The organism is Streptomyces sp. NBC_00459 (assembly GCF_036013955.1).
Taxonomy (GTDB): domain Bacteria; phylum Actinomycetota; class Actinomycetes; order Streptomycetales; family Streptomycetaceae; genus Streptomyces.
The window spans coordinates 4,000,529-4,022,737 of sequence record NZ_CP107903.1; the positions used below are offsets into that span (position 1 = coordinate 4,000,529).

A 22,209-nucleotide genomic window follows, 5' to 3' on the forward strand; every position below is an offset into this window, starting at 1 on the left:
TCGGTTACTGTGGCGATCGGCGCCCGGACTGTCAAGAGTCGGCGCAGTCACGAATCGTCATCCCGAACCGCCCACACGACACGAGGGCACCGGACGGAGCTCCCATGACTTCACCCCAGCGGCAGCCGCTCCTGCACGACCTCGCGGTCACCCTCGCCGCCCCGACCGTCGTGCTGTCCCGGCCGGACGGCGACCTCGACGCCGCCGCTCCCGGGGCCGGCGTACAGGGGCTTTTCCACGCGGATGTGCGCGCGGTGAGTCTGCTGCGGGTGACGGTGCGTCCCGGCGGAGGGACGGCAGAGGGTGATGCCGGGACGGTGGACAGTGGCACCGGAAGGACGGACGGTGACGCCGGAGCGGCGCGTGACGACGGCTGGCTGCCGGTCGTCCCCGTCATGAACGCGACGGACGGGCCCGGCCGCAGTCGTTTCGTCGGCCTGGCCCAGGCGCTCGGCGACGCCGTTCCCGACCCGACCGTCCGGGTCGACCGGCGGCGCATCCTCAATCCCGGTCTGCTCGCCGAACAGCTGACCGTCAGCTCCACCGCGACGGCGCCTGTACGTCTCGCCGTGCGGGTCGAGATCGCCGGGGACCTGGTGCCGCTGGAGCACGCGAAGGCGGGCCTGGCAGCCCGGCGTCCTCTGGTGGCGGTAGCTCAACTGTCGTCCGGTACAGGCGTGTTGAGCTGGGGCGACGGCACGACCGCCGTCGCCGTCAGCGCCCCCGACGCGACCCCCGACGCCGAGCACTCCACACTGACCTGGACCCTCACGGTCGCGCCGGGCGAGAGCGTCGACCTGCACCTGGCCGTCGAGGTCTCGGAACCCGACGCGGTCGTCACAGCCGCAGACCCCCGGCCCACCTGGCGGAGCCCGGACGTCGCCGCCGACGACCGCCGGCTGCCCGCCCTCGTCGCACAGAGCCTGGACGACCTCCACTCGCTGCGCATGGCCATGACCGCGTCGCCCGGTGACACCTTCCTCGCCGCGGGCCTCCCCTGGTTCTTCACGCTCTTCGGCCGGGACAGCCTGTGGGCAGCACGGATGCTCCTGCCGCTGGGGACCGAACTCGCCCTGGGCACCCTGCGCACCCTCGCCGCCCAGCAGGGCACCCGCACCGACCCGGCGACGGAGGAGGAGCCGGGCAAGATCCTCCACGAGGTACGGCGCGGGGCCTTCGACGACGGCAAGGGCCTTGTCCTGCCGCCGGTCTACTACGGCACGGTCGACGCGACCCCGCTGTGGATCTGCCTGCTCCACGACGCCTGGCGCTGGGGCCTGCCCGTCGCCGACGTCGAGGCCCTGCTGCCCGCGCTCGTGGCCGCGCTCGACTGGATCGACTCCGCCGCCCGTGCCGGAGACGGATTCCTCTCGTACGTCGACCACCGGGGCACCGGCCTGGCGAACCAGGGCTGGAAGGACTCCGCCGACGCCGTCCGCTTCAGCGACGGCCGGCTCGCCGAAGCGCCCCTGGCTCTCGCCGAGGTGCAGGGTTACGCCTACGAGGCGGCCCGCGCCGGAGCTGCACTCCTCGACGCCTTCGGGCTGCCGGACGGCGACCGCTGGCGGACCTTCGCGGCCGACCTCGCCGACCGCTTCCGTGCCCGCTTCTGGGTCTCCGACCAGCAAGGCCCCTACCCCGCCATGGCCCTTGACGGCTCGGGCCGCCCCGTCGACGCCGTCGCGAGCAACATGGGCCACCTCCTGGCCACCGGGATCCTCAACACCGACGAGACTGCCGCCGTCGCCGCACGACTCGCAGCCCCGGACATGTCCGACGCCTACGGCCTGCGCACGATGTCGTCCCGGTCCGGCGGCTACGGCCCGCTGCGCTACCACTGCGGCACCGTCTGGCCGCACGACACCGCCATCGCCGTCACCGGCCTCACCCGCGCCGGCCACCCCGACGTCGCCGCCCGGCTCATCGAGGGCATCCTCGACGCGGCACCGGCCTTCGACTACCGGCTGCCCGAACTCTGGGGCGGCGACGCCCGCACGGACAGCCCCGCACCGGTCCCCTACCCAGCCGCCTGCCGACCACAGGCCTGGTCGGCGGCATCGGCCATCGCCTTCCTGACGGCCCTGACCGGCCTCGACCCCGACGTCCCGGCGGGCCGCCTCCGCTTGCGCCCCACGGGCCCGCTCCCCGTCGGCGCGCTCACTGTCGCAGGGCTCAGGATCGCGGGAGAACGGCTCGACGTCACCATCGGCTCCGACGGCCGGGTCGAGTCGGTGTCGGCGCCCGGGGGATTGATCGTCGAGGAGGGCGCTGCGCTGCGAGGCTGAGGATCTTCCGGCCTACGGGTGACGCGAGCCGATCAGTCGCGCCGGTGACGCCGGTGGCGGCACGGTCACCGGGGAACGGCCGGGTTGCTCGGCCCGAGGAGCGAGGGTTTCGAGCAACTCGGGCCGGGTGAAACGGAGTTACTTCCCAGGCGGCGCCTCTGAGCGCTCGCCGGTGCTCCGGTGCCCGACCGTCGAACGCCTCAGTCGACAGGAACCGCCCGGTACTCCGAGGCCAGCAGACCGAAGAGGAGATCGTCGGTCCACTCCCCCTTGATCCAGGCGCTCCGGACCAGGTGACCCTCGCGGCGGAATCCCACCCGCTCCAGCAGTCGCGCCGAGCGGACGTTACGCCCGTCGCAGGCGGCCGAGACCCTGTGCAGGCCCTCCTCCACCAGCAGGAACCGCACCAGCCGTGCGACCGCCTCGGTGGCGTACCCGTGCCCCTGGAACTCCGGGGCGAACGTGAAGCCCAGCTCGGCCTGGCGTCCGTCCTCGCTGCGGCACACCCCGATGTCGCCGATCAGCCCCGGAACGTCCCGTCGCTCGACGGCGTACTGGAACCAGCCCGGAGCACCGGGGTCCCCGGTAGAGAAGGTGGCCGCCAGCCGCTCGGCCTCCGGCAACGGCACCGGCGACTCCCAGGACTGGTAGCGGCTCACCTCGGGGTCCGACCGGTACGCCGCCAGGGTCGGCGCGTCCGCCTCGGTGAACCTGCGGATGAGTAGCCTCGCCGTCTTCATGCCTTCGTTTCCCTTCCCCTCAGCGGTAGTTGAGTCAACGGTTGTTGATTCAGCGGTGGTTGATTCAGCGGTAGTTGAGTTCCGCCAGCTCGGTCGCGAGCTTCCTCGGCATGGGCGTGCGGCCCAGCAGGGGAAGCGCGATGTTACGCGCTCGGCGCATCACGGGGTTGCGGGTGGTGGCCATACGGGTCATCCGGTGGGTGAAGGCGACGACACGCTGGGCGACGGGGCGGCGCCGGGCCTCGTAGCCGTCGAGTTCCCCTGTGGCGAACGCCCGGCCGAGGGCGTGGCCGTCCTGGATGCCGGTGTTCATGCCCTGGCCGCCGGCGGGGCTGTGCACATGCGCGGCGTCGCCCGCCAGGAACAGACGGCCGGCCCGGTAGTGGTCGGCGACCCGGTGGTGCACCCGGAACCGTGAGGACCAGGCGAGTCCGGTGACCTCGGCCTGGCCGGGGGCACGCTCGTCGAGCAGCCGTTGGACGAAGGCCAGGTCGGGGGTGGGCGGGGCGTCGTCCACGGTGGCGACGACCCGGTAGTGGCCACCGGGGAGCGGCGCGACGACGGCGAGACCGTGGGTGGCGAAGGTGAGCGACACCTCGGCAGGGCCGGGCGCCCAGTCCATCACCACGTCGGCGAGCACGAAGGACTCCTCGTAGGTGCTGCCGGTGAAGCCGATGCCGGCGGCTTCACGGACGGTGCTGTGCATGCCGTCGGCGCCGACGGCGTATGCGGCGCGCAGGGTTTCCCCGGTGCTCATGGTGAGCGTCACGCCGTCGGCGTCCTGGACGACGGACACGACCTCGTACGGGCGGTGCACGGCACCGCCGAGCGCCCGCAGCCGGTCCAGCAGCACGCTCTCGGTCTCGTCCTGGGGAACCATCAGGGCGTACGGGTGGGCTGTGGGCAGCCCGTCGAACGGCACGGTCAGCAGACGCCGGGAGCCGTCGCGGACGCCGAAGCGGGTGACCTGGATGCCGCGGGCGATCAGTTCCTCGGAGGCTCCCAGCTCGTCGAGGACCTCCAGGGTGCGGGCGTGTACGACGGCGGCGCGCGAGGTGTTGGCGCCCTCCGCCAGCTTGTCCAGGACGACGAAGTCGATACCGGCGGCGGCGAGCGTGACGGCGAGCGCGAGTCCGGCCGGACCGGCGCCCACGACGGCGACCTCGGTGCGGGCGGGCAGTGCGGTGGCGTTCACGTCATTCACGTTGTTCGTGTTGTTCGTGTTGTTGTTCATGGCGGCCTCCTGCCAACGAATGTTTGCCAACAAGTGTTGGCCAACGCCTGTTGGCATGATGCTCGCACTCGCGCTGGAAAGTCAACACCTGTTGGCCTACAGTCGTTGGCATGAGTCAGCACACCGAGCCCACCAGCACGGACACCAGCACGGACACCGGCAGCGCCGACAAACGCTCCGACCGCACCAAGGCAGCGATCCTGCGCGCGGCACGCGAACGGTTCGCGGCCCAGGGCTACGAGCGCACCACCATCCGGGGTGTGGCCGCCGACGCCGACATCGACCCCTCGATGGTCATGCGGTACTTCGGCAACAAGGCGCAGCTCTTCGACACGGCGCTCGCCATCGACCTGCGTCTGCCGGACCTCACCGGCGTCGCTGCGGACGAACTGGCACGGGTGCTGGTACGTCACTTCCTCGACCGCTGGGAAGGCGACCCGGCCGACGAGGCGCTGCTCGTCCTGCTCCGCTCGGCGGTCACCAACGAGCACGCCGCGGCGCGGATGCACGAGATCTTCGCGACCCAGGTCGCCCCGACGCTGGCCGCAGCCCTGGGCCCGGAAACCGCCAGACGCCGGGCCGGCCTCGTCTCCGCCCAGCTCCTCGGCCTGGGGCTGTCCCGCTACCTGCTGCGCCTTCCGGCGGTGACCGCCCTCACCCGGGAAGAGATCGAGGACGGCCTCGCACCGGCCATCGAGGCCGTCCTTCATTGAGAGGCGATGGTGAGGGAGGTGGTGGTGAGAGAGGTGGTGAGTTGTCCGGTCAGCGCGTCGCCTCGGCGCCCCCGTTCACCCCGCTCACCCCTTCCTCGTACCGCCCCCGCATTTCCGAGAGCACGCCGAACGCCGCCGCCGTCAGTGGTACGGCGAGGAGCATTCCGAGGATCCCCGCGAGGGCTGCGCCTGCGGTGAGGGCGAGGAGGATGACCGCCGGGTGCATCTGGAGCGTACGGCTCTGGATCATCGGCTGGAACACGTTCCCCTCCAGGAGCTGGACGAGGGTGACGACACCGAGGACCCACAGCGCGGTGGTGAGTCCGCCGTCCGCGAAGGAGACGAGGACCGCCACCGCGCCCGACAGGAAAGCGCCCAGATACGGGATGTACGCGCCGATGAACACCAGCGCCCCCAGCCCGATGGCGCCCGGCACCTGGAGGATCAGCAGGCCGACGGTGATGCAGACGGCGTCGATGAACGCGACGATCGTCGTGCCCAGCATGAAGCCCTCGATCGCCTGGAAGGCGCGGCGGGCCATGACCTCCAGGGTCGCGCCGGAGCCTCGGGGCGCCAGCGAGTGCAGTGAGGCGACGGCCCGGTCGGAATCGCGGAGGAAGAAGAAGAGGAGCAGGATCGCGAGCGTTCCGGTGGCGATCATCTCGGTGAGCAGGCTGACGCCGCTCAGCACACCGGAGACCGCGGTACCGCCGAACTTGGACAGCAGGTCCTGGGCGTTCGTGGCGAGTTCGTCCAGGGCGGTGCCGACCACATCGAACCGCTCGCTGAGGTCCTTCGCCGCGTCCCGCAGCGAGCCGACGATCTGGTCACCGGTGTCGAGCAGGGCGTTCACCACGATGTACGCGGCCCCGCCCATGACCAGGATCACGGCGGCGCAGGTCAGCCCGGCGGCGAGCGACTTGTTGAACTTCATCCTGACCAGCCGCCGGTAGAACGGGCCGAGCAGGGCGGAGAGGAGCAGAGCGAGCAGCACCGGCGTGACGGCGGTCTGGAAGGTGATGCAGAACCAGACGCCCACGGTGATCACGCCACTCACCAGAAGCAGCAACACGCTTCCGGCGGCGATGCGCCGGGCGGGACCCGACAGCAAGGGGGTGGGGGTATGCCCGACGTCACGCACCGGCGTGTTCTTGAGCACACCGGTGGTGCGTACGGTCGTACGCGTCCGGTGTATCCGCGGGCCGCGTCGCCCCTGCTGTCTGTTCCGGCTCGCACCGACTCGCCCAGGGACTCCCGTACGGCTGTTCATCGTGTTTTCGTCTCCGCTCACCCGCATGACCGCTGTCCACGGCGCTTCGAAGATCGTGCTGTACCGCGGCGAAAGGGTAGACGGGCGCGGGCCCCGCAGGGTTGAGAGGGCGTGTGGAGGCCGCCGAGGACGGGTGGAGCGCGGGCGGAATTCGGGTGCAGTTCGGGTGGAGGCACGCCGTCCGGAAAGCAGCGCCGAAGCTGTGGGGTCCATAAGAGCAGGTGTGGCTCCGCCGAGGCTGGGCAGGCGCGGACGTTATGAGCACCCCCACCGACCGGAGCACGACGGTCGACGCCGTTGACGCCGTTGACGCCCTTGACGCGTCCATGGAGCGGAGCGCGCAGACTCTGCCCGCGCCGACGGCGGAACCGCGGCGCAGATCCGGCGGCGGGCGGGGTTTCCCGTCGGCGCTGCGTGGTGGTGGGCGGGTGGCGGGGCTGGACGGGCTGCGGACGGTCGCGGTCGTCCTGGTGATCGTGTACCACGTGAAGCCGGACCTGGTACCCGGCGGCTCGGTGGGCGTGGACGTCTTCTTCACCCTCAGCGGCTTCGTCATCACCCGACTGCTGATCGCCGAGTACGCCCGCACCGGCGGCATCCGTCTGCGGTCGTTCTACAAGCGGCGGTGGCTGCGGCTCGGGCCGGCCATGCTGACGATGTGCGCGGTCACCGCGCTCCTCTCACTCGCGCTTCCGCTGCCGCTGTTCGACGGGGCGTGGAAGGCGGCGGCGCTGGCGGCGGTGTCGGTGGTCAACCTCGTACGGGCAGGTGAGTCCGGCGCGTACTCCGACCTCACCGGTCCCCTCAGCCACACCTGGTCCCTGGGTGTGGAGGAGCAGTTCTACCTGGCGTGGCCGATCCTGTTCCTGCTGCTTCTACGGCACACCACGGCACGGAGGGCACTGGCCTGGGTCGCGGCCCTGTGCGTCCTGCCGCTGCTGTGGCGCCTCGCCCTCTGGGACCCCACGGCGGCCCACCGCATCTACAACGGCCCCGACACCCGCGCCGACCAGCTCCTGATCGGCGCACTGCTGGCCGTGGTCCTGGCCCGGCTGCGCGCCGACGATCCCAGGCTGGCGTCGCTCCGCCGCTGGGCGGGACGCCTGTGCTGGCCCGCGTTGGCCCTGCTGGCCCTGGTCGCCTGGCAGATCCCGATCGCCGACACGAGCGCGTGGAACCCCGTCTGGTACACGGCCGGCTTCATGGTCGCCGCCGTACTGACGGCCACGGTGGTGGCGACCCTGGACCTGCTCCCAGGGTCGTGGCCGTCCCGTCTGCTGTCGATCGGGGCGCTGGCCTGGGTCGGCCGCAATCTGAGCTACGGGATGTACCTGTGGCACTACCCCGTCATCCGCCTCCTCTCCGACCTGGGCGTACCCGACGACCAGCTGCTGCCGATGGGCATGGTGGCGACGGTCGCGGCGGCCCTGGCGTCGTACGCGCTGGTGGAACGGCCGCTGCTGCGACGGGGGTGAGAGCCCCTCCGGGGGTACGGGGCCCGATGTCAGTGGGCCGCCCTAGACTCCGGCGCACCATGACCGACCATCACCACACACCCCTCGCGCCCGCCCTCGGCTCCATGACCGTGCTGGTCGCGGCCGTCATCGTGCACGACCGGGCAGCAGGCCGTGTCGTTCTCCTCCAGCGCGGCCCGCGCGCCAAGTTCGGCCAGGGCCTGTGGGACCTGCCCCTCGGCAAGAGCGAACCCGGCGAACCGATCACCGACACGGCGGTGCGCGAGCTGTACGAGGAGACCGGGCTCACCGTGCGGCCGGAGGCCCTGCGGGTCGCCCACGTCGTCCACGGCGCCGAGGGAGTCCAAGCCCCCAACGGCTACCTCACCGTCGTCTTCGCCGCCCACGCCTGGACCGGCGAGCCGGAGAACCGCGAACCCGACAAGCACGCCGAGGTCCGCTGGGTCGAAGTCGACGCGCTCCCCCAGGAGTTCGTGCGCACGAGTGCGGGCGCGCTGCGTCGCTATCTCGACGGCGGGCCGCTTATTTCACTGGCCGGGTGGGGGTAGACGGGGACTAGGATCGCAATCTTCGGCCGGCGGAAGCCGCCCGGAGTCCCCTTGAGGCTGTGCCGACACCATGAACCCGGCAACGACGAACCCGTCAACGACGAACGTCGAAGACATTCCCCCCACCCGACTCCGGCTCGACCGCGCACTGGACCGCCTGGACATCGTCTTCCGTGGGATGACCGCCCGCGCCGACGAGGCTCAGTGCGACTGCCACTGGGGCAGCGAGGAAGAGCTCGCGCTGCTGAAGGTCCCGGACGTGGAGCTCGACCCGGACCTGCTGTACCGCACCTGGCACGCCTGTGACTGGACGGACCACGGCGCGGTACTGCGGCGCGTCCTGCCCCAGTTCGCCAGAGCGCTGGTCGGCGGCCTCGTGGAGCCGCACCAGATGGACGAGGTCGGGCGTTCGTTCTCTCGTGGCCACTGCTACCGGTGGCCCGTGCGCCAGAACACGGCGGTGTGGGAGTTCCTGCACGCCTGGTGGGCCCACAGCCTCACCGACCCGGATCCCGTTGCCCCCGTGTACGAACTCCTCGCCCTGTGCACCGAGGCGTCCGGCATCATCAGCCCGTGGCTCACGGTCTGGGAGGGACTCGATCACCCGGTGGCCGACCGGCACTTGGCGGAAGCGGCTACCCAGTGGGAGTACGACCTGCTGAGAGACGAGCTGCCCTGGACCATGTGGGTGTGGGAGGACGACGACGTGGACGCCGCGCGCACCGAACTCTCGGCCTGGCTGGTCCGCCACGTCCCCGCCCGGCTGCAGGCCCAGGACGACGCGACCGAGGAACTCCTGCACCTGGTACGGCTGATGGGCCTCACCGATCCCGCCCGCTATGAGGACCCGCACTGGCCCAGCGACCGCCACTGAGGTCGCACCGGGTCCCTGTGCACCGGGATCCGGGCGGCCACGGCCCTCCCCCTAAAGGACTTTGGGAAAAGAACCAACTACCTTCCCCCTCCCGCCCGTTCACACCGGTTCACCCCCGTTCGCCTCCGTTCACTCTCAGGAGTGACGCGGTTGCGGCGAGTGGGTGCGGAGAGTTACGTTCCCCGAAACAACCTCACAAAGACGACGGCCCCCGCCAGGACGGCAATCCTGGACGAGGGCCTGACCGCTCAGGAAGAGAACGACTTCCCAATGGCTGGAACGCAGTCTAACGCGCCCTCGTGCGCCAACTCCGGTGCGACGAACACTCCGAACTCACCTTCACCGAACACGCCGAACACACCCACCTACGGTGTGATTCACGTGCGCACCCGCCTCACCGCCGACTTCACGGTGATCTCCAACGCCCTCGCCCAGCGGCGCGGCAGTGCGGTCACCATCGGCGTCGCGGCCTACATCCTCTCCGTACCCGACGGCGCCCGCATCAGCATCGCCGCGCTCTGCGCCCACTTCGACGAGGGAGAGATCCTGATCTCGCGTGCGCTGCGGGAGTTGGAGGCGGCGGGCCATCTGGAACGGCGCCGGGTAAGAGGGCCGAACGGCAAGGTGCGTACCCAGACCTTCTTCTACGACGTTCCGCGCGGCGCCGGTGACCGGGCGACCCCTGCTGCGCAGCCGGTGCCCCGGCCGGGGAAGTCGGAGCCCGCCGAGGACAGCAGCCTGACGGCAGCGCCTGCCACCGAAGCGGCGACGACGGCTACGGCTACGGTCACGACGGCGGTGGCGGAAGCGGTAACTCCCCTCAGTCTCCCACCCGTTGACCCTCCGTCCCCTCCCCCGCTCGGCCTCGACGAAGCCGATCCCCAGGCCGTCGTCATCCTCGCCTCGCTCCGTATCGTCGACCGGCGGCTGATTCTGTCCCGCAGTGAGGTCGCCGAGTTGGCCCCGGCGGTCACCGCGTGGCTCGCGCAGGGGCTTGGCCCCGAGGAGATCACCGGGGTGCTGACCACCGGGCTCCCCGACCACTTCCGCGCCCGCCCGGCACGCGTACTGGCGTTCCGTCTGCGCGAAGCGCCGCTCCCGGCGCCTCCGAGCACCCCACCGGCCGTGACGGCCTTGCCCGTCGCCCTCCGCTGGCAGACCTGCGACGGCTGCGAACGGGCGTTCCGGGCGGCGGGGCCCTCCGCGTGCCGTGACTGCAGGACAGCCAAGGCGGCTTGATGGCTCGGGGTGCCGGTATCCCGTTGCCGGAGGCGGCGTGAAGTCGGCGAACAGAGTTCAGCGCAGCGACGGATGCGCCTCGTCGCTCACGGTCCACAGCTCCGGATCCATGTTCTCTCTCTGGATGCCGATGAGGGTCAGACTCGCCGATGCCGCGAGAGCCAGGATTCCCGCAGCCGCGCCAAGTGCCAGGCCCAGCGCGTGCGGTACGAGACCGAGCAGATAGGGAACCGCCGTGAGGGCCGCGGCCGCCGCGATGAGCAGGGCGCGGGTGTGCGCCTTCGGGAGGAACCGGGAGGGGTGGGGAAGCGGCTCGGCGGCAGGCCCGCTGCCGGTCTCGCACACCGGCGCCGCCCCGCCGCGCAGCCAGTGCTCGCAGTCCTGTTGTCCGGTCCGGCCCCAGACCACGTGGCCGGTGTCGGACACGAAGGCGGCGGAAACCCCGCGTGTCTTGTCCGTGGCCGCGATGTCCTTCCATCGCCTGGGCCAGCACAGCCAGCCGGAGTGACCGGGCAACTGGGCAGCGGCGTAGGACAGATGCTTGTCCCCGATCATCACGCGGAAATTGTCGCCGGAGTACATGGGCTGGAGTCGGATGACCCTTTGCCCGCCAGGATCTCCGCCGGTGTCGCCGTCGGAATCGCCGCCGAGATCTCCCTCGGGCACCAGATCGACCCAGTACGAGTTGGTGGTCGTGATGTCGCCGACACCGGTTCCGGCGGGCGCCCGATAATCCTGCCTGACCGCCGTGGCGAACTGGACACGGACCGCATGCACGCTGCCCGAGGCGGCATCCTCCATGAGCATCCGCTGACCGGCACCGAGCTGCGTCTTGAGCAGACCGATGGCGTACAGGGACATCACGACAGCGAAGAGCAGGGTGATCCCGCACCACGCACTGCCGATGACCGAGCCGCCCGTGCCGGCGGCAGCGCGAGCTGCGGCGTACGGCGCCCAGATGGTGAGGTAGACCGCGGCGATGTACCCCCAGTCGCGGCGCACCGCCCCCAGCGTGGTGGGTATCCCCTCCCGATGAGCAGAGGGGAGCGGTATCCGTTCCACCGGCGGCGCCGCTCGGACAGCCAGCACCCAACCGCCGACAAGCAGGGCCGCCAAGGCCAACGGAACCAGAACGTCCAGCCGTGGAGCCTCCGCGTCGTACCGCACGATCGTCATGCCCAACCCGCCGGCCAAGCACGCCAGCGCTGCCCCACCGAGAATTTTGGCAAGCAGAGTAGAACGATTCCGCATCCGGCCCCCCTGACCGTGGCGTGAACATGCCGTGCTGGAGGGGGAGATTACGCGAAGAGATCCGTTGGCGGAAGCACGGTCCGCGTGTCCGGCCAGCCGCGAAAATCGCTGTCCTATTGTCAGAACGCGGTGATAGAGAGGCCATGTACGCGAGGCGCTGGTGGCCCGGTAGCCGTAGAAGCGGGACGAACGAGCAGGACGAACGAGCAGAACGCAACGCCAGAACGTCACAGGAGCCCACGCACGTTGTCCCAGGAACGCGAACACCCGGATCACCGCGCTGCCGATCTCGGCCTGCGCGCCGACTGCGGCAACTGCTTCGGGCTGTGCTGTGTCGCACTGCCGTTCGCGGCCTCGGCGGACTTCGCGACCGACAAGGACGCCGGGCAGCCCTGCACGAACCTGCGAGCCGACTTCCGCTGCGGCATCCACACACAGCTCCGGCAGCGGGGCTTTTCGGGATGCACCGTCTTCGACTGCTTCGGCGCGGGGCAGAAGGTCTCCCAGGTCACCTTCGGCGGGCAGGACTGGCGGCAGGCCCCGGGCACGGCCCGGCAGATGTTCGACGTGTTTCCCGTCATGCGACAGCTCCACGAACTCCTCTGGTACCTGGCCGAGGCACTCACACTGCCGCCCGCCCGCCCCATCCACGGCGAACTGCGCCGCGCCCTCGGAAAGACCGAACACCTCACCGGCGGCAGCGCCCAGGATCTCGCCGAACTGGACATGGCGGCACACCGGGGCGACGTCAACGCTCTGCTGCTGCGTGCGAGCGAACTCGTACGGGCCAAGGTCACGGGCCGCAGGAAGGACAAGAAGGACCGGCGGGGAGCCGATCTCATCGGCGCCGACCTCAAGGCCGCCGACCTTCGGGGCGCCAACCTCCGCGGCGCCTACCTCATCGCCGCCGATCTCAAGGGCGCCGACCTGAGAACGGCCGACCTGATCGGCGCCGACCTGCGGGACGCCGACCTGAGCGGTGCGGACCTCACCGACAGCATCTTCCTCACCCAGTCCCAACTCGACGCGGCCAAGGGCGACCCCGCCACGAAACTGCCGCCGGCCCTCACCCGCCCCGCGCACTGGTAGCCCCTTGGCGACGACCACGTACGAATGGCGCGGCGACTTCGACAACGCCTACCTCAACTCGCTGCACGCCGAGGGCTTCGGCGGTCGGCCGGGAACCACCGACTGGCGCACACGGCTGCGACGTCACAGCCTCGGCTGGGTCTGTGCCCGGGACGGCGGCTCCCTCGTCGGATTCGTCAACGTCGCCTGGGACGGCGGAGTTCACGCCTTCGTCCTGGACACGGTCGTGGCCCGGAGCCACCGGTCCCAGGGGATCGGCGCCATGCTGATCGCCACCGCCGCACAGCACGCCCGTGCCGCCGACTGCGAGTGGCTGCACGTGGACTTCGAGGAACACCTGCGTTCCTTCTACTTCGAGGCCTGCGGTTTCCGGCCCACAGACGCAGGTCTGATCCCCCTGTAGACGACTCGGGTCGGGCGACTACTCGCAGGCGCCCGCCCATCCTCCGCGCTACCCGAGCTGCGCCCTCCTCCGCCACTCCACTTCCTCGGCGGTCATCGGGCCGTGGACGCTGTACACGTCGCCGACCCGCAGATTGTCGGGCGTTCGGTGCTCGCCGTAGGTCCCTATGACGGTGACGGCCACCCTGGAACCGGGCTGCCAGAACGTACGGAAACACGGCCCGAGCGTCGGGATTTCGGGGATCTCCAGCAGGGGGACGCCGCGCCGCGCCAGCAGACGCCGCAGCTTCTCGAACCGAAGCCTGGGAGTGAACCGCCCGTACCGGGCACGAAGTGCGTCGTGGACGTCGGTGCGGTTCCGGTGCGCGAGCCGGTGCACCTGCAGGGTGAAGTGGTGGCCCGACCAGGGGTGGTCGGTGGAGGCGCGGTCCCAGAAGAACTCGACGAAGCCGTAGCCGAGACACATGCTCTGGTCGCTGAAGTGGTCCTCGGCGAAGTCCGGCCCCAGGGTCTCGGCGACGCGCCCGGGAGAATCCGCAGGGCCCGCGCCGAGCACGGTGCCGGTGGTGACGACGTCCACGTAGAACGCCAGGGAATGCGGGGTCAAGGTCTGATCCTCGATCCGGTGTGGTCCAGCATGGCGTGGGGCACGTCCCCAACGGGGTGTGCACCACCCCGGCCGCTGCACCAACTCCGGTGCCTCCGGCGCGAGTTCACTCGGACTGCGTGACCGGGGACCGCATACCGAGCCACTGCTCGGCGTCCCAGGCCTCGAACCGCTCCACCTCGGTGAACCCCAGCTTCGCCGCGACACGCATCGAGCCGACGTTGGCGGTCTGGGTGGTGAGCACCACCGGCTCACCGGGAAGCGCGTCGGCGAGCCAGTCGAGCGCCGCCGCGCACGCCTCGGCTGCGTACCCGGATCCCCACACCCCCGGCAGGAACAGATAGCCGAGATCGGCCTTCCCCGCGGCAGCCGGGCGGCTGTGCCCGGTTGCCCTCCTGAGCAGGATCTGGCCGATCATCGCCCCGTCGAGATCGACGACGAAGCTCCCGGGCCAGCGCTCGGGCGTCCCGGGCATCTCGCGTTCGAGCTCGTCACGCTGCCGGGGGCCACCGAGGTAGGTGTGCACCTCCGGCGAGGCGAGCAGCTCGACGAACGTCGGACGGTCCCGGGGCTCGGACTCACGGAGCACGAGCCTCTCGGTCCTGATCGGGGTGGGCGGCCAGGCGACGGGTCCGAGATCGGTCATACCGGCCAGCCAATCAGCAGGCCGGGCAGCGATCAAGTCTCTTACCCAAGGCCCCCGTTGCTCTTCAGCAGCTGCCCGTTGACCCACTGCCCCTCCGCCGAGCACAGGAAGTCGACGAGGTGGGCCGTGTCCTGCGGGGTGCCCAGGCGGGCCAGCGGGGTGTGGCGGACGGTGTTCGCCCGGTCCTCGTCGGACATCCAACCGGTGTCCACCGGGCCGGGGTTGATGACATTGGCGGTCACCCCGAGGTGTGAGAGTTCGTGGGCCGCCGCCAGAGTGATGCGGTCCAGCGCCCCCTTGCTCGCTCCGTACGGCAGGTTGCCCACCGTGTGGTCGCTGGTGAGGGCGATGATCCGGCCGGTTCCCGGGATCGCCGTGAAGCGGCGGCCGAACTCCCGGATCAGCAGCCAGGTCGCGCGTGCGTTGACGGCGAAGTGGCGGTCGAAGCTCTCCAGGGTCGTGTCGAGCAGGCCCGAGTCGACCGACTCGCAGTGGCACATCACCAGGGCGGTGGCACCGGCACTCGCACCGGCACCGGCCATCCGGCGCCCGGCCTCGTCGAAGACGTGGGCCGGGGTGTCCGGGTCGGCGAGGTCCGCCTCGATCGCCGTGCTCGCGGCGCCCAGCTCGGCCAGGGACCGGGTGATCGCCTCGGTCGCGCCGGACTCGATCCCCCAGGACATGCGTGTGTCGTAGGGCGTCCAGTAGGTGAAGGCGATGTCCCAGCCCGACGCCGCCAGCCTGCGGGCGATCCCGGCACCGATCCCGACGGTGCGGCCCACTCCGGTGACCAGGGCGAGCGGGCGGGTGGTGGGAGGGGCCGGAGTGTGGTCGGGGCGGGGCTCATCGGCAGGCGTCGTCACGGTTCGGGATCGTCCATGACGGTCGCCGGCTCAGCAACCGCTTTTTCCCGTGGTCGAAGCCGATCGTGGTCGAAGTCGGCCGTGGTCGCCGGGAGCCATGAGTCCCCGGCCCCTGCCCCCGGCCACCGGGCGCCATCCGCCATCTGTCGGCCCCCGGCCACCGGCCCCCGACCCCCAGGACTCCTCAGCTCGCCGGCCGCCGAATCCGATCCCCGTAGTGCCGCTCCAGACCCAGGTTCCCCTCGAACCCTCCGGGCACGTTCGCCGACACGTACACCGGCGGACGCTCGCCCGCCGCGATCAGCAGCGCCGCCGTCTCCGCCACCGCCATCTGCACCAGCATCACGCCGGTCAGCGTCGACAGGGCGCACACCGCGCCCCCGCCCGGCAGCTCCAGCAGGGCGTCGCCCGTGGGGGCCGCGTTGTCCAGCACCACGTCCGCGATGTCGGCCAGCTTCTTGCCGCTGGTGTGGCCCGCCGGGACCGTGCGGGTGTGGGTGAGGGAGGTGATCGCGAGGATCCTGTGGCCGCGCTCCTTCGCCCGGAGGGCCATCTCGACGATGACGTTGTTGACACCCGAGTTGGAGATGATCACGAACAGGTCGGAGGGGTGCGGCGAGGCGAGGTCGTACAGACGCTCGGCGATGCCCGGCTTGCGTTCCAGGAGCGGGTCGTCGAGGGCGCTGGGGTCGTCACCGCCGTAGAGGACGAGGTCGGCCATGCTGAGGCGGTTGGTGGGGACGAGGCCGCCGGCCCGGCCCGCCAGTTCCAGGACGAGGGCCTGGGAGTGGCCCGTACCGAAGGCCTGGATCACACCGTCCGCGCGGATGCAGTCCGCGATCAGGGCGGCGGCGCGGGTCACCGACTCCTGGACCGCCTCCGACCCGGTGATGCGGTCGAGAACGGCCCGGCTCTCGCGCGCGAACCCCTGCGCACTGACGGACTCGACGGACACTCGACACTCCCCACCGGTGGATTGAACCACCCACTCTACCTCAATCGGTGAATCAATAAATCACAGTGTACGGGCTGCGGGCAACGCGCCACGAGCAAAGCCCGCACGGGCGGCGCCCGCTCCCGCCCACCGTCGGCCCGACCTGGTCCTGGAATTCAAACTGCTCTATAGCCGGTGGCTGATACATTCGTCCCTGCCATCAGTGCAGCCAGCCGCACAGTCGTACAGCGCCGAGGAGATCGGTTAACCCCATGGAACGGACCGGCTCCGGCAACGGGATGCCCTCGACCGACGTCACCACCCTCATCCGTACGGAGCTGCCGCGCCTCGCCGGCTCCCTGCGGAAGGTGGGTGAGCTGATCCTTGAGGACCCCGCCGCCGTCACCCACTGCTCCGCCGCCGAGCTGGGCCGCCGCACCGGCACCTCCCAGGCCACGGTCACCCGGTTCTGCCGTGCCATCGGCCTCGACTCCTACCAGCATCTCCTCATCGAGCTGGCCCAGGAGCGCGGTCGCGGCGAGGTCTCCGACTGGGGCACCGCCGAGATCGGGCCGGACATCTCCCCCGACGACAGCCTGGAGCGGGTCGTCCAGGTCGTCGGCAGCGCAGATCTCCGCGCCATCCAGCAGACCATCGACCGTATCGACCTCGACTCCATCGAGCGCGCCGGCCAGGCCGCCGCCCGCGCCCGCCGCATCGACGTGTACGGCGTCGGCGGCAGCGGAGCCGTCGCCCAGGAGACCGAGACGCGGCTCTTCCGCATCGGCTGCGCGGTGCGCGGCTGGACCGAGGTGCACGCCGCCCTGACCTCGGCCGCCCTCCTCACCCCCGCCGACGTCGCCATCGGCATCTCGCACTCCGGCTCCACCCGCGAGACCATCGAACCCTTCGAACTGGCCAAACAGCGCGGCGCGACCACCGTGGCCATCACCGCCGACCCGAAGTCCCCGCTGGCCCGCGCGGCCGACGTACGGCTCATCTCCTCCTCCTCGGAGACCAGTTTCCGCACCGAGAGCATCGGCGCCCGCCACTCCGTGCTCGTCCTCATCGACTGCCTGTACGTCCGCGTCGCCCAGCTCTCCTACCAGCGCGCCAGCGCCTCCCTCGCCCTCACCGACCACATCGCCAGGGAGCACGCGGTGAAGTCCCGCCGCACACGCTGAGCAGTCGTACGACGCCATAAGAGCCGCCTCGGGTGATTTTGCCCCGAGGCGGCTTTTGCATGGATGAACCACCAAGGAAACTTGAAGATGGTTGTTTGAACCATCCAAGCGGTGCCACGATGGGCGTCCGCGTCTTCCCCGGGCATCGCTCGTCCCACCCGGACCACGAACACCACCCGCGAAGCGGTCGCCGTCGGTTCCGGAACCTAAAAGCAACACGGCACCCCATTGACCTCCGATGAATTCTGGTCCACATTTTCATCAGCCGGAGTCAAAGTTGGTGAATTGAACCAGCACCCAGCATCCGCGTCCAGGAGGGCAGCAGCAATGCGCGCAAGAAGACTGACCGGGTCCCTGTCCTGTCTCGTCGTACTGACGTTGACGGCCGCCGGATGCGGCCTCTCCGGAGGCTCCGACGACAGCGGCGGCGCCACCGCCGGTGGCTGCTCGGTCGACAAGGGCAACGTCGGGTCGGGGAAGCTGACCGGCGACGTCAAGGGCACGATCACCTTCCAGACCACCAACCTGAAGAAAGACTTCGGCGACTTCTTCAACGGGGTGATCGCCGACTTCCAGAAGGCCCACCCCGGCACCAAGGTCAAGTGGATCGACGACCCCGGCGACAACACCTTCACCAGCCGGACCGTCGCCGACGCCCAGGCCTGCACGATGGCCGACGTCATCAACGTCAACGCGCCGACGGCGACCGCCCTCACCAAGGCCGGCTACCTGCTCGACATCGGCACCAAGGACCCGGACTCGTCCAAGCCCTTCGTCCCGTCGTTCTGGAAGACCGCCACCTTCGCGGACGCCTCCGGCAAGTCGATCCACACCACGCTGCCCTGGTACACCGGCGGCGTCCTGCTGACGTACAACAAGGACCTGCTGGAGAAGGCCGGCATCGACCCGGCCAAGCCTCCGACGAGCATCTTCGGGCTCTTCGCCGACTACGAGAAGGTCGCCAAGGCCTCCGACGGCAAGTACTTCGCGACGATGGCCAACCCGATCTGGCGCATCCCGGCCGACTTCGACCAGATGGGCATCAAGGTCCTCTCCAACGACGGCAAGTCCGCCGTCTTCGGCGACGACCCGCGCACCACCCAGTGGGTGGAGTGGATGGCGAAGCTGTACAAGGAGGGCGCGATGCCGAAGGACTCGCTGTCCTCCAGCAACGACCCGTCCACGCTCTACAGCCAGGGCAAGGTGGCCTACGGTTCGACGAACCCGAGCTTCGTGCGGTTCGTCAAGCAGAACAGCCCGTCGGTCTACGCCAGGACGGCCGTCGGCCAGCAGCCCTACGACGCCCTCGGCGTCGCCTCCGCCGGCGCCCCGCAGTACATCTCGGTCGCCGCGACCAGCAAGCACGCGGCCACCGCGCTGTCGTTCGCGGAGTTCCTCACCAACGCCGAGAACCAGACGGCCTGGTGCAAGGACCCGGCCGTGGTGATCTTCCCGACCACCACCGAGTCGCTGAACGACCCGTTCTTCCAGAACGTCACCGGCACCGACCCGTTCTCCCAGGCCCGCAAGCTCGTCGCCGACCAGCTCAAGACGGCCTCCACCAACCAGACCAACCTCTCCCCGGCCGTGCAGAACGCCATCGTGTCCCAGGTGCAGCTGGCCATGCAGGGCAAGAAGAGCGCGGCGGACGCCGTGAAGGACGCCCAGGAGAAGTCCAACGAGCTGCTGAAGCAGGGCAGCTGACGGTGACGGCACAGATCACGAACCCGGTGTCCGGCGTAGAGGCCCTGGCCTCCACGCCGGCCCCGGTCCCGTCCCCTCCTCCCTCCCGCCTCCGCCGGATCGCCAGGGCCGCGCTGCCCGGTCCCGCTCCCGGGGCCAACGGAGCTGCCATGTACCGCCGTTGGTGGCTGCCGTGGCTGTGGACCGCCCCCGCGATCGTGTGCGCGGTGGTCTTCGGGGTGTTCCCCTTCCTCAACACGGTCCTGCTGTCGTTCACCAACGCCAAGCCGCTGGGCGGCGCCGCGGGTTTCGTCGGACTCGACAACTACACGCGGATGCTCCAGGACGACGACTTCTGGCTCGCGACCCGCAACAGCATCCTGTACGCGGTGATCGTCGTGCCGCTGATGGTGCTGCTGCCGCTGATGCTCGCCGTCCTGGTGGAGAAGAACCTGCCCGGCATCGGCTTCTTCCGCTCCGCCTTCTACACGCCGGTGCTCGCCTCCAGCGTGGTCGTGGGCCTGAGCTGGCAGTGGCTGCTCGCGGACGACGGCCTGGTCAACACCTGGCTGGAGAAAGCCCACTTGATCAGGTCGGCGATCCCCTTCCTCTCCGACTCGTGGCTGATCCTGCTCTCCGCGATGGGCCTGACCCTGTGGAAGGGCCTCGGCTGGTACATGGTCTTCTACCTGGCCGCCCTCGGGAACGTGCCCAAGGAACTGCACGAGGCCGCGCAGATGGACGGCGCCGGCGCGATCCGCCGTTTCTGGAACATCACGATCCCCGGCGTCCGGACGGCCATGATGCTCGTCGGCACCCTGACGGGCATCGGATCACTCCGGGTCTTCACCGAGATCTACATGCTCGGCAGCTCCACCGGCGGCCCCGGCGGCGCCGACCGCACCCTGCCGTTCTACATCCGGGACGTCGGCCTGGACCCGATCACCGGCAACGCGGGATACGGCTCGGCCGTCAGCGTCGCCCTGTTCGCACTCACCCTGGGCCTGACCCTGCTGGCGCAGCGCCTGACCAAGGAGGACGAGTCATGACGACGACCGTCGTCGAGACCAAGGGCCGTCGCCTGATGCCGCGTTGGCGTGACTACGGCCGCCCGCGCGAGCTGATCGTCCGCTATCTGCTCCTCCTCCTGGTGCTCGGCCTCACCGTGGGCCCGCTGCTGTGGCAGCTGCTGGCATCCCTGAAGGGCACGAGCGAGGACGTCTTCGGCGCGAACGCCACCCTGCTGCCGCACCACCCGACCCTGCGCGCGTACCGGACGGTCTTCGACCAGGTGCCGGTGTTGTCGTACATCAAGAACAGCCTGATCGTGGTCGCCCTGTCGGTCACCAGCCAGCTGGTCTTCTCCACGACGGCCGGCTACATGCTCTCCAAGCCCTCCTGGAAGGGCCGCAGGGCGGTCTGGGTGGTGCTGATCGCCTCGATGATGTTCCCCTTCGAGTCGATCATGGTCTCGCTGTTCATCAGCATCCGCGACCTGGGCCTGATCGACAGCCTGGCCGGCGTGTGGCTGCCGGGCTTCGTCGGCGCCATCAACGTCCTGCTGATGCGCGGCGCGTTCCTCGCGGTCCCGCGCGAGATCGAGGACTCGGCGATGCTGGACGGCGCGAACGAGTGGCAACGCTTCAAGTACCTGTACCTGCCGTCCGCGTGGGGCGCGATCATGGTGGTCGTCATCAACACGTTCATCAGCGCCTGGGACGACTTCCTGTGGCCCCTGATCGTGCTGCGCTCCGAGAGCAACATGACGCTGACGCTGGGCCTTTCACGACTCCAGTCGTCGTCGTTCGGCTACGACCAGCGGATGGTCATGGCCGGTTCGGTGATCTCGGTGGTGCCGGTGCTGGTGCTGTTCGCGATCACGCAGCGGTGGTTCTATCGGGGGGTGGCTGCGGGGGCTGTGAAGATCTGAGGGCTTGAGGACGAGGGGCGGGCGGGGAGACATCAGGTGCCTCGATGCCCGCCGACCTTGTGACACCCCTGCGGCCGGAACTATGGCCTCCGTCACAGGCGCCGGGTTCACACCCTGATCAGATGGCCGGATGCGTAGACGCGCCCCCTTCCACCGCCCGGCTCTCGCCAGGACCGCTCCCCTCCTGTCGGCTCTCGCCGCGACCGCCCTGCTGCTCACGGCCTGCGGGACGGAGCGCGCGGGCGCCGGGAACACCGGCGCCGACGCCGACGCGGCCGAACCGCCGTCTGCCACGCAGGTCGACGATCCGGGCAAGGACGGCGTACGGATCACCAGGCTGAGCCTCCCATCGGCCTCACCCTCGCTGTCGCCCACACCCACCCGCAGCTACTCCGTCTCCGCCGACAGCCTCGGCCTCGCCACGGACTCGGGGGTCGTCGCCGATTACGAGGTCACCAACAACGGCACCGAGACCCTGACCTACTCGGTCGTCTTCACCTTCATGAGCGATGACGGCGGGGCCGTGACCAGCCAGACCTCGACCGTGCGCGACGTCGGCCCCGGGAAGACGGTGCGGGGCACGGTCCGGGCCGGGGAACTGCCCCCCGGCGCACCACGGGTGACGCGGGCCAAGGTGCTCGAAGTGACCAAGGTCCCCGCGAGCGAGGCGCCGGCCGAGCCGGGCACCTGCCCCGCCTCCGGGATCCGGGTCAGCGCCGACGCGGGCGACGCGGCCATGGGGCTGCGCGTCGTGGGCCTGCGTCTCGACAACTGCGGCACACGCGACTACACCGTCGAGGGCTATCCGCTGCTGAAACTCCTGGACAACGAGCGCAAGCCCGTCGACGGCATCAAGATCCTCGACGGCAGCAGCGAGATCACCACGGGCGCCAGCCCCGACAACCAGCCCCGCCCCATCACACTCAAACCCGGCGAGTCGGCGACCGCCGGCCTGGTCTGGCGCAACACCACGACGTCCGGCACACCGGTGAACGTGCCCTATGTGCAGGTCCGGGCGAAGGCCGGTGCCGACCCGGTGACGGTCACCCCGAACCTCGACCTCGGAACCACCGGAAAGCTCGGGGTCAGACCGTGGGAGAAGGCTGAGCGCTAGTCCGGACGACAGGCCCGGTGGTGCGGGTCGCCGCGTATCCACGCAGGCCCGTCCAGCGGCTCGGCCCGGAGACCCGCGGTCCAGAGACCCGCGGTCCCGCTGTCACCGCCCTCCCCTAAAGTCGCCGC

21 protein-coding genes are annotated in these 22,209 nt (G+C 70.2%); 13 read left to right on the plus strand and 8 right to left on the minus strand.

Annotated elements, in window-relative coordinates:
- Window positions 1–104: 104 nt before the first annotated feature.
- Complete coding sequence (locus OHN74_RS17440; protein ID WP_327695461.1) at window positions 105–2,285, plus strand: glycogen debranching N-terminal domain-containing protein; 2,181 nt, start codon at window positions 105–107, stop codon at window positions 2,283–2,285.
- Window positions 2,286–2,485: 200 nt separating this feature from the next.
- Here OHN74_RS17440 and OHN74_RS17445 read toward each other — a convergent pair whose 3' ends face one another.
- A complete protein-coding gene (locus OHN74_RS17445; RefSeq protein ID WP_327695462.1) occupies window positions 2,486–3,025 on the minus strand; it encodes a GNAT family N-acetyltransferase in 540 nt (179 codons plus the stop codon).
- 64 nt (window positions 3,026–3,089) lie between these two features.
- Window positions 3,090–4,259: an FAD-dependent oxidoreductase gene (locus OHN74_RS17450; protein WP_327695463.1), complete on the minus strand. Its 1,170-nt coding sequence runs from the start codon at window positions 4,257–4,259 to the stop codon at window positions 3,090–3,092.
- A gap of 110 nt (window positions 4,260–4,369) precedes the next feature.
- On the opposite strand from OHN74_RS17450, the gene OHN74_RS17455 reads away from it, so the two are divergent.
- Window positions 4,370–4,972 carry a TetR/AcrR family transcriptional regulator gene (locus tag OHN74_RS17455; RefSeq protein ID WP_327695464.1) on the plus strand — a complete coding sequence of 201 codons (603 nt, stop codon included), beginning with the start codon at window positions 4,370–4,372 and terminating at the stop codon, window positions 4,970–4,972.
- A gap of 49 nt (window positions 4,973–5,021) precedes the next feature.
- Here the strand turns inward: OHN74_RS17455 and OHN74_RS17460 are convergent, their stop codons facing one another.
- Entirely contained in the window at window positions 5,022–6,242 is a 1,221-nt protein-coding gene (locus OHN74_RS17460) for an AI-2E family transporter (RefSeq protein WP_327695465.1), read from the minus strand.
- A gap of 257 nt (window positions 6,243–6,499) precedes the next feature.
- Between OHN74_RS17460 and OHN74_RS17465 the strand changes: the two genes are divergently transcribed.
- The 4 genes from OHN74_RS17465 (at window position 6,500) to OHN74_RS17480 (ending at window position 10,378) form a co-directional block, all read left to right on the plus strand.
- Window positions 6,500–7,717: an acyltransferase family protein gene (locus OHN74_RS17465; protein ID WP_327695466.1), complete on the plus strand. Its 1,218-nt coding sequence runs from the start codon at window positions 6,500–6,502 to the stop codon at window positions 7,715–7,717.
- Between the two features lie 59 nt (window positions 7,718–7,776).
- Window positions 7,777–8,265, plus strand: coding sequence for an NUDIX domain-containing protein (locus OHN74_RS17470; RefSeq protein ID WP_327695467.1), 489 nt, complete (start codon window positions 7,777–7,779; stop codon window positions 8,263–8,265).
- Window positions 8,266–8,335: 70 nt separating this feature from the next.
- Window positions 8,336–9,139 (plus strand): hypothetical protein, encoded by an 804-nt coding sequence (locus OHN74_RS17475; RefSeq protein ID WP_327695468.1) that lies wholly within the window; start codon window positions 8,336–8,338, stop codon window positions 9,137–9,139.
- Window positions 9,140–9,409: 270 nt separating this feature from the next.
- Entirely contained in the window at window positions 9,410–10,378 is a 969-nt protein-coding gene (locus tag OHN74_RS17480) for a hypothetical protein (protein WP_327695469.1), read from the plus strand.
- Window positions 10,379–10,435: 57 nt separating this feature from the next.
- On the opposite strand, the gene OHN74_RS17485 is transcribed toward OHN74_RS17480, so the two are convergent.
- Entirely contained in the window at window positions 10,436–11,554 is a 1,119-nt protein-coding gene (locus OHN74_RS17485; RefSeq protein ID WP_327695470.1) for a hypothetical protein, read from the minus strand.
- Between the two features lie 321 nt (window positions 11,555–11,875).
- Here OHN74_RS17485 and OHN74_RS17490 point away from each other — a divergent pair, with 321 nt between their 5' ends.
- Together OHN74_RS17490 and OHN74_RS17495 are read left to right on the plus strand one after the other, a co-directional pair.
- Window positions 11,876–12,718 carry a pentapeptide repeat-containing protein gene (locus tag OHN74_RS17490; RefSeq protein WP_327695471.1) on the plus strand — a complete coding sequence of 281 codons (843 nt, stop codon included), beginning with the start codon at window positions 11,876–11,878 and terminating at the stop codon, window positions 12,716–12,718.
- Window positions 12,719–12,722: 4 nt separating this feature from the next.
- Entirely contained in the window at window positions 12,723–13,121 is a 399-nt protein-coding gene (locus tag OHN74_RS17495; RefSeq protein ID WP_327695472.1) for a GNAT family N-acetyltransferase, read from the plus strand.
- Window positions 13,122–13,169: 48 nt separating this feature from the next.
- Here OHN74_RS17495 and OHN74_RS17500 read toward each other — a convergent pair whose 3' ends face one another.
- From OHN74_RS17500 to OHN74_RS17515, 4 genes are all read right to left on the minus strand, one after another.
- Complete coding sequence (locus tag OHN74_RS17500) at window positions 13,170–13,727, minus strand: hypothetical protein (protein ID WP_327695473.1); 558 nt, start codon at window positions 13,725–13,727, stop codon at window positions 13,170–13,172.
- A 106-nt stretch (window positions 13,728–13,833) separates the two neighbouring features.
- The gene (locus OHN74_RS17505) at window positions 13,834–14,373 is read right to left on the minus strand and encodes a GNAT family N-acetyltransferase (protein WP_327695474.1); all 540 of its coding nucleotides are present in this window, start codon (window positions 14,371–14,373) and stop codon (window positions 13,834–13,836) included.
- A 41-nt stretch (window positions 14,374–14,414) separates the two neighbouring features.
- Window positions 14,415–15,236 carry an SDR family oxidoreductase gene (locus OHN74_RS17510; RefSeq protein ID WP_327695475.1) on the minus strand — a complete coding sequence of 274 codons (822 nt, stop codon included), beginning with the start codon at window positions 15,234–15,236 and terminating at the stop codon, window positions 14,415–14,417.
- Between the two features lie 184 nt (window positions 15,237–15,420).
- A complete protein-coding gene (locus tag OHN74_RS17515) occupies window positions 15,421–16,191 on the minus strand; it encodes an SIS domain-containing protein (RefSeq protein WP_327695476.1) in 771 nt (256 codons plus the stop codon).
- 278 nt (window positions 16,192–16,469) lie between these two features.
- On the opposite strand from OHN74_RS17515, the gene OHN74_RS17520 reads away from it, so the two are divergent.
- From OHN74_RS17520 to OHN74_RS17540, 5 genes are all read left to right on the plus strand, one after another.
- Window positions 16,470–17,354, plus strand: a complete 885-nt coding sequence (locus tag OHN74_RS17520; protein WP_327700167.1) for a MurR/RpiR family transcriptional regulator — start codon at window positions 16,470–16,472, stop codon at window positions 17,352–17,354.
- Window positions 17,355–17,681: 327 nt separating this feature from the next.
- Window positions 17,682–19,058, plus strand: coding sequence for an extracellular solute-binding protein (locus OHN74_RS17525; RefSeq protein ID WP_327695477.1), 1,377 nt, complete (start codon window positions 17,682–17,684; stop codon window positions 19,056–19,058).
- A 2-nt stretch (window positions 19,059–19,060) separates the two neighbouring features.
- Window positions 19,061–20,086 carry a carbohydrate ABC transporter permease gene (locus tag OHN74_RS17530; RefSeq protein WP_327695478.1) on the plus strand — a complete coding sequence of 342 codons (1,026 nt, stop codon included), beginning with the start codon at window positions 19,061–19,063 and terminating at the stop codon, window positions 20,084–20,086.
- Window positions 20,083–20,967 (plus strand): carbohydrate ABC transporter permease, encoded by an 885-nt coding sequence (locus OHN74_RS17535; protein ID WP_327695479.1) that lies wholly within the window; start codon window positions 20,083–20,085, stop codon window positions 20,965–20,967. Before OHN74_RS17530 ends, OHN74_RS17535 begins: the two co-directional genes overlap by 4 nt.
- A gap of 130 nt (window positions 20,968–21,097) precedes the next feature.
- Window positions 21,098–22,081, plus strand: coding sequence for a DUF4232 domain-containing protein (locus tag OHN74_RS17540; RefSeq protein WP_327695480.1), 984 nt, complete (start codon window positions 21,098–21,100; stop codon window positions 22,079–22,081).
- The last annotated feature ends 128 nt before the right edge of the window (window positions 22,082–22,209 follow it).

What these genes read in the sequence shown, in the direction of transcription:
- OHN74_RS17480 (WP_327695469.1), top strand. Translation starts at nt 9,410, where the DNA reads ATGGCTGGAACGCAGTCTAACGCGCCCTCGTGCGCCAACTCCGGTGCG.
- OHN74_RS17535 (WP_327695479.1), top strand. Translation starts at nt 20,083, where the DNA reads ATGACGACGACCGTCGTCGAGACCAAGGGCCGTCGCCTGATGCCGCGT.
- OHN74_RS17475 (WP_327695468.1), top strand. Translation starts at nt 8,336, where the DNA reads ATGAACCCGGCAACGACGAACCCGTCAACGACGAACGTCGAAGACATT.
- OHN74_RS17470 (WP_327695467.1), top strand. Translation starts at nt 7,777, where the DNA reads ATGACCGACCATCACCACACACCCCTCGCGCCCGCCCTCGGCTCCATG.
- OHN74_RS17455 (WP_327695464.1), top strand. Translation starts at nt 4,370, where the DNA reads ATGAGTCAGCACACCGAGCCCACCAGCACGGACACCAGCACGGACACC.
- OHN74_RS17445 (WP_327695462.1), bottom strand. Translation starts at nt 3,025, where the DNA reads ATGAAGACGGCGAGGCTACTCATCCGCAGGTTCACCGAGGCGGACGCG.
- OHN74_RS17485 (WP_327695470.1), bottom strand. Translation starts at nt 11,554, where the DNA reads ATGACGATCGTGCGGTACGACGCGGAGGCTCCACGGCTGGACGTTCTG.
- OHN74_RS17465 (WP_327695466.1), top strand. Translation starts at nt 6,500, where the DNA reads ATGAGCACCCCCACCGACCGGAGCACGACGGTCGACGCCGTTGACGCC.
- OHN74_RS17440 (WP_327695461.1), top strand. Translation starts at nt 105, where the DNA reads ATGACTTCACCCCAGCGGCAGCCGCTCCTGCACGACCTCGCGGTCACC.
- OHN74_RS17460 (WP_327695465.1), bottom strand. Translation starts at nt 6,242, where the DNA reads ATGAACAGCCGTACGGGAGTCCCTGGGCGAGTCGGTGCGAGCCGGAAC.
- OHN74_RS17520 (WP_327700167.1), top strand. Translation starts at nt 16,470, where the DNA reads ATGCCCTCGACCGACGTCACCACCCTCATCCGTACGGAGCTGCCGCGC.
- OHN74_RS17525 (WP_327695477.1), top strand. Translation starts at nt 17,682, where the DNA reads ATGCGCGCAAGAAGACTGACCGGGTCCCTGTCCTGTCTCGTCGTACTG.
- OHN74_RS17540 (WP_327695480.1), top strand. Translation starts at nt 21,098, where the DNA reads ATGCGTAGACGCGCCCCCTTCCACCGCCCGGCTCTCGCCAGGACCGCT.
- OHN74_RS17505 (WP_327695474.1), bottom strand. Translation starts at nt 14,373, where the DNA reads ATGACCGATCTCGGACCCGTCGCCTGGCCGCCCACCCCGATCAGGACC.
- OHN74_RS17450 (WP_327695463.1), bottom strand. Translation starts at nt 4,259, where the DNA reads ATGAACAACAACACGAACAACACGAACAACGTGAATGACGTGAACGCC.